This window comes from Methylobacter svalbardensis, assembly GCF_037671525.1.
GTDB classification, from domain to species: Bacteria; Pseudomonadota; Gammaproteobacteria; order Methylococcales; family Methylomonadaceae; genus Methylobacter_A; species Methylobacter_A svalbardensis.
On record NZ_JAWPOH010000004.1, the window covers coordinates 74,905 to 86,362 of the forward strand.

11 protein-coding genes are annotated in these 11,458 nt (G+C 53.4%); all 11 read right to left on the bottom strand.

Features of this window, described 5'->3' with window-relative positions; genetic code table 11:
• Window positions 1-149: 149 nt before the first annotated feature.
• Window positions 150-1,046 carry a F0F1 ATP synthase subunit gamma gene (locus RW114_RS02855; RefSeq protein WP_340121200.1) on the bottom strand — a complete coding sequence of 299 codons (897 nt, stop codon included), beginning with the start codon at window positions 1,044-1,046 and terminating at the stop codon, window positions 150-152.
• On the bottom strand, window positions 1,033-2,571 hold the full coding sequence (locus tag RW114_RS02860; protein ID WP_340121201.1) for an alternate F1F0 ATPase, F1 subunit alpha: 1,539 nt from the start codon (window positions 2,569-2,571) through the stop codon (window positions 1,033-1,035). The genes RW114_RS02855 and RW114_RS02860 overlap by 14 nt, the downstream gene beginning before the upstream one ends.
• 6 nt (window positions 2,572-2,577) lie before the next feature.
• The gene (locus tag RW114_RS02865) at window positions 2,578-3,327 is read right to left on the bottom strand and encodes a F0F1 ATP synthase subunit B family protein (RefSeq protein WP_340121202.1); all 750 of its coding nucleotides are present in this window, start codon (window positions 3,325-3,327) and stop codon (window positions 2,578-2,580) included.
• Window positions 3,328-3,330: 3 nt separating this feature from the next.
• Window positions 3,331-3,609 (bottom strand): F0F1 ATP synthase subunit C, encoded by a 279-nt coding sequence (locus RW114_RS02870; protein ID WP_340121203.1) that lies wholly within the window; start codon window positions 3,607-3,609, stop codon window positions 3,331-3,333.
• A 38-nt stretch (window positions 3,610-3,647) separates the two neighbouring features.
• Window positions 3,648-4,325: a F0F1 ATP synthase subunit A gene (locus RW114_RS02875; protein ID WP_340121204.1), complete on the bottom strand. Its 678-nt coding sequence runs from the start codon at window positions 4,323-4,325 to the stop codon at window positions 3,648-3,650.
• A 173-nt stretch (window positions 4,326-4,498) separates the two neighbouring features.
• A complete protein-coding gene (locus RW114_RS02880) occupies window positions 4,499-4,774 on the bottom strand; it encodes an N-ATPase subunit AtpR (protein ID WP_340121205.1) in 276 nt (91 codons plus the stop codon).
• Complete coding sequence (locus tag RW114_RS02885; RefSeq protein WP_340121206.1) at window positions 4,767-5,060, bottom strand: AtpZ/AtpI family protein; 294 nt, start codon at window positions 5,058-5,060, stop codon at window positions 4,767-4,769. The genes RW114_RS02880 and RW114_RS02885 overlap by 8 nt, the downstream gene beginning before the upstream one ends.
• 6 nt (window positions 5,061-5,066) lie before the next feature.
• Window positions 5,067-5,450, bottom strand: coding sequence for a F0F1 ATP synthase subunit epsilon (locus RW114_RS02890; RefSeq protein WP_340121207.1), 384 nt, complete (start codon window positions 5,448-5,450; stop codon window positions 5,067-5,069).
• Window positions 5,447-6,838 (bottom strand): F0F1 ATP synthase subunit beta, encoded by a 1,392-nt coding sequence (atpD, locus tag RW114_RS02895; RefSeq protein WP_340121208.1) that lies wholly within the window; start codon window positions 6,836-6,838, stop codon window positions 5,447-5,449. Before atpD ends, RW114_RS02890 begins: the two co-directional genes overlap by 4 nt.
• A gap of 314 nt (window positions 6,839-7,152) precedes the next feature.
• Complete coding sequence (locus RW114_RS02900; RefSeq protein WP_340121209.1) at window positions 7,153-9,087, bottom strand: GGDEF/EAL domain-containing response regulator; 1,935 nt, start codon at window positions 9,085-9,087, stop codon at window positions 7,153-7,155.
• Window positions 9,088-9,103: 16 nt separating this feature from the next.
• Window positions 9,104-11,458, bottom strand: a 2,355-nt coding sequence (locus RW114_RS02905; protein ID WP_340121210.1) for a PAS domain S-box protein, incomplete at its 5' end; no start/stop codon positions are given.

The window sequence follows — 11,458 nt, forward strand, 5'->3', positions numbered from 1 at the left end:
CCACGATTCTAATGGAATTTTTACGATTGTCACAACTTTGTCATCTAATGTGGCGGCGACTTTAGTCGCCGATTAAGCAGTTTGACTGGGCGACTAAAATCGCCCCACCCACAATCATTAAATACTTTGTAATCTACTTGACCAAGCCATTAACCTGACTCATCGGCTTTACCTTCCAATGCTTCAAATCCCGATACCACATCCAGCAATTCCTCGGTAATCTGATTCTGGCGCTGCTGACGATATAGCGCCGTCAGTAGCTCCAGTCGCTCCTTGATGTTTTTTTCCGCAACCTGCATCGATGCCAGTCGGCTGGCGTGTTCGCCTGCCAACGATTCGGCGCAGGCGCTAAAAAGCAGGATAAAAAGATGCTGACGAATCAGCGAACTTAACAGCTGCTCGCTGTCCATCGTAAAGGTAGGCAGGGATCTGGACGGCCAGGGTTTGGTATTCAGGCGATTAAAGCTGGAAAGATCAACCGGCAACAACGCCAGCGCTTGCGGGATATAAGTCTTCCGTTGCTGATTCGCGTTATGAAACAGCAGCACCCGCTCAATGCCTTGCTGCTGCCAACTGTCGATGTGTAACAGTATTTGCTGAACCGTTTCAGTAATCCCTGTGACCGAACCGGGAACAAAAAAAAGCGCCTCAACGCCCTGCTCCATCCCCCTTAAAGAGGCATCGACCCGCGCACCCACTGCCAGAATACGACGATGTCGGCGTTCGACTCCGGCTTTATCCAGTTTATCCATCGCAAAGGCGGCAATGTTTTCATTGTAGCGACCGCACAAGCCATGATCGGAACCGAACACGATAGCGCCTGTCCATAGATGCTGTTTTTTTTGCTGTCCGGTTAACACGGCTTGGTGATCTTGCAACACCACCTGCAAGCCCATTTCGACGGTCAGTTTGTAATCGGTCAGCGATTCCAGTGCGCGTTCATATTGCCGGATGCTGACGGCGGCCAGCGCTTTCATGGTGCGGACGATGGATTGCAAATCGGCGGCGGTATCCATATCCCGCTGTATTGCATCAAGCGTCTGCATGATCAACCGTTGACTCAGGTGTTAGTACAGCGCCGGCAAAATCCAGCACCAGTGCCTTATCTTCGTCGCTAAGCCGCTCTCCGACCTGGATTTTTTCCCGTTGTACCGCCAGCTGATTAAGCAGCGCATCGCCCAATCGATAGCCCAGCTTTTTAATGTCGGCAACCGGCAGGTTATCGAACAGGCCTTCATTCACAGCGATCAACACCACGATTTGCTCGAACGCCGACAGCGGTTTGTTTTCATCCTGTTTCAGAATTTCCCTGACCCGGCGACCACGCTCGATACTCTGCCGGGTAGCATCATCCAGACGGGTACCGAAACGGGAAAAGGCTTCCAGTTCTTCAAATTGCGCATAGGCCAGGCGCAACTGACCGGACACATTCAGATAACCCGGAAGCTGCGCCTGGCCGCCAACGCGAGACACCGATTTACCGACATCGACCGCAGGCAACTCGCCTTTTTGAAATAGCGTCGGCGACAGGTAAACCTGACCGTCGGTAATCGAAATAAGGTTGGTCGGGATATAAGCGGAAAGATTCTGAGCCTGGGTTTCAATAATCGGCAAGGCCGTCAAACTGCCGCCGCCGAACTCAGGCTTTAAATGCGTCGCCCGCTCCAACAACCTTGAATGCAGATAAAAAATATCGCCCGGATAAGCCTCGCGTCCCGGCGGCCTACGCAACAATAAAGACAACTCACGATAAGCATGAGAATGCCGGGTCAGGTCATCATAAATCACCAGCACATCCTTGCCCTGAGCCATAAACCACTCGGCAATACTGGTCGCCGCATAAGGGGCAATATATTGGAGACCGGGCGTCGATTCTCCGGAGGCGACCAGAACCACGCTGTTTTTCAGTACCTCGGCTTTACGCAGGCAATCAATGACCTTGGCCACCGCCGACCCGCGTTGCCCGATGGCGCAATAAACAGTGATGACATTTTTGTCGTGCTGATTGAGCACCGTATCGATCGCAATGGCGGTTTTGCCGGTTTGGCGGTCACCCAGAATCAACTGCCGCTGTCCCCGACCTATCGGGATCAGCGCATCAATAACCTTAATCCCGGTTTGCAAGGGTTCGGTAACCGGCGCCCGCTCGATAATCGGTCGCGCTTCCCGCTCTATCGGCCAGCGCAAATCGGTGTTGATGGCGCCTGCATTATCCAATGGCTGTCCCAGTGCATCAATCACTCGACCCAATAGCGCTTTGCCCACCGGCACATCGACGACCCTACCGGTACGTTCGACGCGGCTGCCGGCGCTAAGGTCGGTTTTTTCACCCAGCAATACCACGCCGATTTCGTTGGGATCGAGATTAAAAGCGATGCCCATCACGCCGTTCTCAAAGCGCAACAGCTCCATGGCTTTGGCACTCGGCAAACCTTTGACCCGCACCACGCCGGTACTGACCTGCATGACGCGCCCGACTTCCCGCGCCTGCAACGCAAAGCTGTCGTTTTGCAACACGTCGTCTAGGCGTCCTGTGGCTTGCAGCAAAGATTGTTCAAAATAATTGTTCATCTTTGCTCACGACTCAAGCGGCTTTAACAGCTCGACTTCAAGCTCTGCCAGATAACGATCAATATTCCATTCCCAGCTTCTGCCGCCTGCTTCCAAGGTAATGCCGCATATGAGCTGCTCATTGAGCTCAAAAACCATCTCGCGAACTGTCGCCAATTGATCCACGCGACTGCGAATTTTACTGCGCTGGGTTTCGTCCAACGGAAACCGGCTGATGATGGTTACCGCATCGTCTTGGCTTAACGCTTGTTGCAACACCGATTGCTCGTCGTCCGGCAACTTGGCCAAATTTTGCAAAAAATGTTCGACTATCTGCTGCTCCAGCGACTGATCGGCAAGGCCTGAGAGTATTTTACCCCCCAGCTGTAGCGCTTTTTCAGCGATAACCCTATTAATAACACCGCCCAATTCCTGCTGTTGCTGGTACATTTCTTCGTCAAAACGCTTTTTTTCCTGCTGAAGTTCGTCATTCAGGCTTTGCAGCTGCAAGGTTCTATCGGTTTCGGCCTGCAGTCTTGCCTCGGCCAGGATGTTATTTTTGTCGCTATCTAATTGTTGCAGACTGACTTCATACTGTTTTTTAAGTTGCTCCGCCTCGCTCATTTGTATTTCTACACTTTGCAGACGATCAACCAGACCCTGCTCCCGGCTTGCCATAGCCTTGATGATGGGGCGGTAAAGAAACTTTTTAAGCAGCCAGATTAAAATCAGGAAATTGATCATCTGGGCGCCGACGGTAAACCAGTCTATCGCCATGAATTACCCCCCGGCGCGGCTTATCGCGTAATCCCAAAACGGATTGGCAAAAACCAGGATCATCGAGATAACCAAACTATAAATAGCCGTCGATTCGACCATCGCCATCCCCACAAACAGCGTCCGGGTAATGGTGTTGGCTTCATCCGGCTGCTGGGCAATGGCGCTCAACGCCTGAGCCAAAGCGCGGGCCTCGCCTAATGCCGGCCCTATTCCACCTATGGCCATGGTCAATCCGGCGGTAATAATCGACGTGACCGCAATCAGGCTTAATTCTGTCATGTTGTACTCCTTAAATTAAATAATGGGGGACAATGCCATTAAAGATTTCGCGCACTTTTAGGCGTTGCCGATGCGATATAAACCATAGCCAATATTGAAAATATATAGGCCTGAATGGTTCCGGTCAGCAATCCGAGCACTTGCATCGCAATCGGAAAAAACAACGGTGTAATACCGAGCAAAATACCGGCGACCACGGTGCCGCTCATAATATTGCCGTAAAGCCTCACCGCCAAAGCCAAGGTACGGGACAATTCACCGATAATGTTAAACGGCAGCATGAACACATTCGGCTGACAATACTGTTTAAGGTAACGCCATAAACCGACCCGATAGATGCCGTAAACCGGCACCGCAATAAAAACAGTCAATGCCAGTGCGGTAGTGGTCGATAGCGATCCGGTCGGCGGCATGAAGCCGGGCACGACAGCCAACACATTGGATACAAAAATAAACAAGAACAGGGTGCCGATCAACGGAAGATAGCGTTCCGGTTGCTGCTGACTGAGTTCACGAATTTGCTTGTTAGCCTCGACAACAATAACTTCCAGCAGATTCTGAAACCGTGAGATCGGCGCGTCTACCGATAACCGGCGGGTAATCAAATAACTGCCGCCAACCAGGAGCGCCATCACCGCCCAGGTAAATGCCAGCGTCGCATTGATTTTAATGACATCGTATTGCCATAAAATGATCTGATCCGGATTATTCAGCATGGTAAACCCTCGCCTTTACAAGATTTTTAGTCACTGCTCAGGCCTTATTAAATCATAAAGTTGGCTTTGAACCTTATCGTTCTATACTGCCAAATTGCACACTAACCAATAAGCACCGATAACATGGAGTGCAAGCTTTGCACGGGATGCCTGCACTCCACCGCCAGTAGTGGCTAACGCGGCTCCGGCGAAATGCATCGCACCAATATAAATCGAACCAGAATAAACCCCGCCAGACAAATTAACGCATATTGCCAGCCCTGCTTGACTACCGGAAAAAAACCGATAACCGCCAGCACATTACGAATGACCAAACTGCCCAGCACCCAAATGGTCTGGCGCTTGATTTCCGTCAGCCGACGCAAGGTTAACCAGAGTCCGCCGAAATACATCAACCCCAATAGCGCTCCCCAAACCAAAACACCAATAGCCCATAAACCGTCAATCATCGCGACTCTCTTCGCCTATCCAGCGCCAGGCATTCATGCAACCCAAGACCACGCCGACCAGCATCATCGTCAGCGTCCATGACACCTGCCCCGGCCAGCGCTTGTCCATCCATAAGCCTAATGCAATGCCGGCTACCGTGGGGATGGTTATCGACCAGCCGATTAGGCCGAACATCCCCAGTCCAAACCAGACATGATGGGATTTTTGCTCGCGCGCCTTGAGCTTTCGTTTGACTTGCTGATCAAGCGATTCGGTAAATTCAGTTTTATGTTTGGATTCCTTCATCAGCATTTATCCTTGCATTTGCGTAAAGCGGCGCACCACACCGGCTTCCAGTCTGGCCAACGCACAGCGTGCAGTGCGTTCGGCCTCATCCAGTTGCAGGTAGCGTTGTTCCACCGTGTCTCTGAGTGTCTCCAGATTATCGCCCATCACCGCATTATAAGTAGAAATAAGCACTCTATGCCCACATTTAACCAGCGTTCCTTCATCGATAGCAATAAAAACCTCCTGACCGGTTTCGGATACATAAGTTAATACCCCCGGAACCAGCGCGGCGACAAAATCAATATGACGCGGCTCCAGACAAAACGAACCGTTCCGGGCTTTGGCGATTATTTTTTGCACCGGTTCGTCGAGCAGAACCTGACTGGGCAGCAGCAGTTTTAACCTCATCGTTTGACCTCATCAATATGGCTGATCATATACAAAGCCTGTTCGGGCACATCGGAAAATTCGTCATTCAAAATCCGCTCGCAACCGTCCAGCGTGTCGGCCAAACTGACTAAACTCCCCTTGCGACCGGTAAAATGTTCGGTCGTGGCAAATGGCTGAGTCAGAAAACGCTCCAGTCGCCGCGCCCGATTAACGGTGGCGCGATCATTTTCGCTGAGCTCTTCCAAACCCAGCATCGCGATAATATCCTGCAACTCGTCATATTCGGCCAATACCCGGCGCACCTCAACCGCAAGCTTATAGTGCCGCTCCCCGACTATCGATGCATTCAGCATTTTGGAACGCGAAGCCAACGGATCGACTGCCGGATAAAAGCCCTGCCCGGCGCGCTTGCGGGACAATACGATGGACGCGGAAAGATGACCGAAAACATGAGTGGCGGCAGGATCGGTAAAATCATCGGCGGGCACGTAAACCGCCTGAATCGAGGTCATACTGCCGCTGACCGTATTGCAGATACGCTCTTCCAGTTCCGCAAGTTCGGTGGCTAAAGTCGGCTGATAACCCACCCGTGACGGAATCCTGCCCATCAGTCCCGAGACCTCAGCGCCCGCCTGAATAAAGCGAAAAATATTGTCAATCAGCAACAGCACATCGCGCCGGGATTCATCACGGAAATATTCGGCGACCGACAAAGCGGCATGACCGACACGAAAACGCACCCCGGGCGGCTCGTTCATCTGGCCGAAAATCAGCGTCGAATCTTTCAGCACCCCGGCTTCATCCATGGTTCGATAAAGCTCTTCGGCTTCCCGGCAACGCTCGCCGATACCGCAAAAAACACTGATGCCCCGGTAATGACCGGCCATGTTATGGATCAGCTCGGTAATAATCACCGTCTTGCCCACTCCCGCGCCGCCAAACAGTCCGGCCTTGCCGCCCCGTTCCAGCGGCACAAGCAGATCGATGATTTTAATGCCGGTTTCGAACAGCTCGGAACTGGCGCTACGCTGTGCCAACGGCAACGGTTGCTGGTAAATGGAGCGCGTTTGCTCGGCGGCTATCGCCGGTTTTCCATCGATAGCCTGACCGAACACATTGATCATCCGACCCAATACCGCATCACCGACCGGCACCGAAATAAAGTCGCCGGAACCGACAACCGGAGCGCCACGCTCCAGGCCTTCGGTAGAGTGAAAAGCGATACAACGAACGTCAGTCGCCGTCAAATGCCCTGCAACTTCGAGGACGATATTCCGCCCAGCGCCAGCCAGCAGCATTTGATTGATACCCGGCAATGCAGTCACAAAAGACACATCGACGATACTGCCTTTAACCGATTTAACCCTGCCGGAAAAGTTGGCTTCCTGTTCTATTGCGTCATTCATAAGCCGTTCCTGGGTGAAAGATGCCTATTAACACTGGATTTAAGACCTCACAGCTTGTCACCGTACAACATACTCTCGGCTTAATCCACTAAAAACCCGGTATAAGTATTGGAGTGTATTGCAATCGGAAAAGGCTTCACTACAAATCAGGCTATATCAGCCCGGAAGCTTTTGAATCCAAAAAAGTCGCTTAGTGGAGTGTCCGTGAAATCGGGACAAGATCATAGATCAGACGCGGTGTAATACGTACAGTCTTTCGTGGCCTCGAAGATATTGCGGGCCGAGATCCTGCTCAACAAGTAATCAATCCGGCATCAACTCAGAATGGCCGATGATATACCTGTCCGTAGCAACTCGACCAACTCCTCTGAAGACAACGGCTGACTAAAATAAAAGCCCTGCCCTTCGCCACAACCCTGGGCCTGCAGGAATGCCAGTTGTTCGCGTGTTTCCACACCCTCGGCAATGACGCGCTGATTGAGGCTTTTTCCCATGCTGACGACTGCGGCTACGATCGAGGCATCGTCCGAATCGGTCGTGGCGTGCGTGATATCACGCATGAACGACTGGTCTATCTTCAGGGTGTCAATCGGGAAACGTTTTAGATAACTCAAGCTGGAATAACCGGTACCGAAGTCATCAATGGCAAGCCGCAAACCTAAGGCTTTGAGCGCCTCGAGTACAGAGGCAGTTGAATCTGCATCATGCATGAGCACACTTTCAGTCAGCTCAAGTTCGAGATAGCTCGGCGCCAGACCGGTATCTTTCAGGATACCCGTCAGGCTTCCCAGAAAATCCTTGTGCCTGAACTGCACGGCGGAGATATTGACCGCCACCGGTACGGGCGGCAAGCCAGCATCCTGCCAGGCCTGGGCTTGTCGACAGGCTTCGCTCAGCACCCACGTGCCAAGGAGTACGATAAGGCCGCAGTCTTCGGCGATCCAGACAAACTGCTCAGGCATGATCAGTCCGCGAAGTGGATGCTGCCAGCGTACGAGTGCCTCAACGCCAGAAATGGTTCCGGTTTCAAGATTGATCTTCGGCTGGTAATGCAGTATGAATTCCTGCCGTTCCAGGGCGAGGCGCAGCCCACTCTCGATGAAGTGTCGCTCGACAGCCAATACGTTCATGTCCTGCTCGAAAAACTGGTAATTATTGCGTCCGCTTTCCTTGGCGTGGTACATCGCAGTGTCCGCATTTTTGATCAGGGTATCCGCATCCTGACCATCATCAGGATAGATGCTGATGCCGATGCTCACTGAGACGTGAAGCTCAAGCTGATCGATGAGGTGTGGAACAGTTAGCGCATCGAGTATTTTTTGTGCACTGAGCGCTGCATCTTCTGCGTGCTCGACGTCGGCAAGCAGTATTACGAATTCGTCCCCACCCTGACGGCATACAGTGTCCGAGTTACGTACACCAGCCATTAAGCGTTCCGCTACCGACTGCAGCAGTTGATCGCCAACCGTATGCCCCAGCGAGTCGTTAATGAGTTTAAAGCGGTCCAGATCCAGAAACATCACCGCGAGTTGCTTGCCATGACGGTCCGCCAGCGCAGTTGCCTGGGCAAGCCGGTCGTTCAGCAGGAGACGGTTTGGCAAATCGGTGAGGGCATCGTGTTGGGCCAAATGGACCATCTGAACTTTAGCTTTTTCGATTTCTTCGGCCAAGGTGAGTGCTTCAATAGTAGCGACAACCAGATGTTCGTTCGCCTGCTGCAATTGAAGTACGTGATCGTCGAGTGCAGCCTTCTCTTCGGACAACGCCACTTCAGTAGCGTGCAATCCAGACTCTGCTTTGCGTAGCTCCTGCACCGTCTGCTCCAGTATCAGGCTGTGGTGCTTCGATTTAGTGTGCAACAGACGGACTTCCAGCATGTTGTGAAGGCGCGTCAGCACTTCAACCCGATCAAACGGCTTGCTGATGAAATCTCTTGCACCGAGTTGCAGCGCGCGCAATTTGTGATTCGGTTCGGCAGTGATCACCAGGACCGGAAGGTAGCCATCCAGTTCGATTTCCTTCAATCCTTCCATCACCTGAAATCCATCCATTACAGGCATCTGCAGATCGAGCAGGATCAGGTCGTAACGGTTTTTGCGATAGAGCTCACAAACTGTAAGCGAATCCATCGTAGACGTGATGGAAGTATAGCCGGCATCGTGCAGTATACGCTCGAGCAGAAGCACATTGGCTTCCTTATCATCAACAATCAGGATGCTGGCGTTAAAAATGTCGGACGCACTGGTCATAATTATTCGTACTCCTTTATTTGCACTGACTGGTTCCTTTTTCTGCGAACTCCAGCGCTTCATCCAGCGTGTTCAGGAACTCATTGACCTTGATTGGTTTGGTGAGATAGCGGAAGAATCCCGCCTCCAGCCCCTTCTCGATATTACGCGGTATTGCATTGGCACTGAGGGCCACCACGGGAATGTGCGCCGTTACCGAATCTTCGCGCAATATCATCAGCGCTTCGATACCGCTGATGCCAGGCAGATTGATGTCCATAAGGATCACCACCGGCTGAAACGCACGCGCCATTTCGATGCCGAGATATGCGTCCGCTGCACTCAACAGGCGCATATCGGGGCGGCGCGCAATCAATTGCTCGATCAGCATCAGGTTGGCTTGGTTATCCTCTACATAGAGCAGCATACGTAATGGTGCGCCGTTGTGATCTTGCGCTTGGGCAACTGATGTGAATTCGGCGGCGCCAGCCACAATTTGTGGCGGGGCGGCCACGCTTAATTCGAACCAGAACACACTCCCCACTCCGATGGTACTTTCCACGCCGATTATGCCCCCCATCAGTTCGACCAGTCGCTTGGTCACCACCAGGCCGATGCCAGTGCCTTCCTCGACACTGGTTTCCTGGCCGAGACGATTGAACGGCTGGAACAGTTGCGCCAGCTTTTCCGCAGGCAAACCCGCACCGGTATCGGTGACGCTAATGCGAATACGCTCCGGAGCGCTTGCGGTGCAAGTCACGACGACCGATCCTCCTGCCTGGTTGTATTTGATCGCATTGGAAAGCAGGTTAATGAGAACCTGCTTGACCCGGGTCCGATCGGCATTGACAAAGTAAGGGATGTTGAACTGGGGAAAGGTCATCTGGATGCCTCGTTTTTTCGCCTGCGGTTCGATCATAGCCTGGCATTCAAGCATGACTTCGGCCAGCGACACCGGTTCAAGCGACAGCGACAGTCTGCCGGACTCAATCACCGCGAGATCGAGGATTTCGTTAATCAGCTCGAGCAGATACCAGCCGCCCTGAAGAATCTGCTTAATGCTGGCCTTTTGCGAGGGCGTTGGCGGCGGGGAATCGGACTCCATCAACTGGGCGAAGCCAAGGATCGCATTGAGCGGGCTGCGCAGTTCATGGCTCATGCTGGACAGGAAATCCGATTTCGCCAGATTGGCTTTTTCCGCTGTTGACTTGGCGTCGATCAGCGTGGCTTCAACCTGCATGCGTTCGGTCAGGTCGCGGGTTAATTTGGCGAAACCGCGCAGATTGCCTAGTTGATCTCGAATCGCCGTGTACACCACGTTGGCCCAGAAGCTTGATCCATCCTTGCGCACCCGCCAGCCTTCGTCCTCGAAGCGGCTGTTGGCTATCACCGCCTCCAAGTCGCGCTGGGACTTGCCGTTGATGACATCTTCCTCAAGATAAAACCGCGAGAAGTGCCAGCCGACTATATCTTCCGTAGAGTAGCCATGGATTCTTTCCGCACCGGCATTCCAGCTCACCACGCGCCCCTCCGGATCCAGCATCACGATGGCGTAGTCGGTCACACTCTCTACCATCAAGCGAAAGCTTTCCTCGGTCCACCGCAGTTTCTCTTCCACCTGCTTGCGCGCGGTGTTGTCGGTGCCGATCAGCAGGTAGCCGATGATGGCGTTTTGATCGTCGCGCAGGGCGGTGACCGACACCACCGCCGGGAAGCGGCTGCCGTCCTTGCGGATGTAGGTCAGCTCGTAGATGTCCTCGATCCCGCGTGAGGCCTTGAACACCAAGGCCTCGAAGCCTGGCTCAATCGGGGTTCCGAGCTCGACGCTCAACGCCTTGGCGCGCGCGATCACTTCCTGCGGATCGGAAATGTCGGCCGGGGTGATCTTGTTCATCACGTCGGCGGCCGTGTAGCCCAGCATGCGTTCCGCGCCGACGTTGAAGATCTGGATGACGCCCTTGGCGTCGGTGGCGATGCTCGAGAAGTTGGCGCTGTTGAAAATCGCGTTTTGCAAAGCGCCCGCCTTGAGCAGCGCTTCTTCCGCCTGCTTGCGCGCGGTGTTGTCAGTGCCGATCAGCAGGTAGCCGATGATGGCGTTTTGATCGTCGCGCAGGGCGGTGACCGACACCACCGCCGGGAAGCGGCTGCCGTCCTTGCGGATGTAGGTCAGCTCGTAGATGTCCTCGATCCCGCGTGAGGCCTTGAACACCAAGGCCTCGAAGCCTGGCTCAATCGGGGTTCCGAGCTCGACGCTCAACGCCTTGGCGCGCGCGATCACTTCCTGCGGATCGGAAATGTCGGCCGGGGTGATCTTGTTCATCACGTCGGCGGCCGTGTAGCCCAGCATGCGTTCCGCGCCGACGTTGAAGATCTGGATGACGCCCTTGGCGTC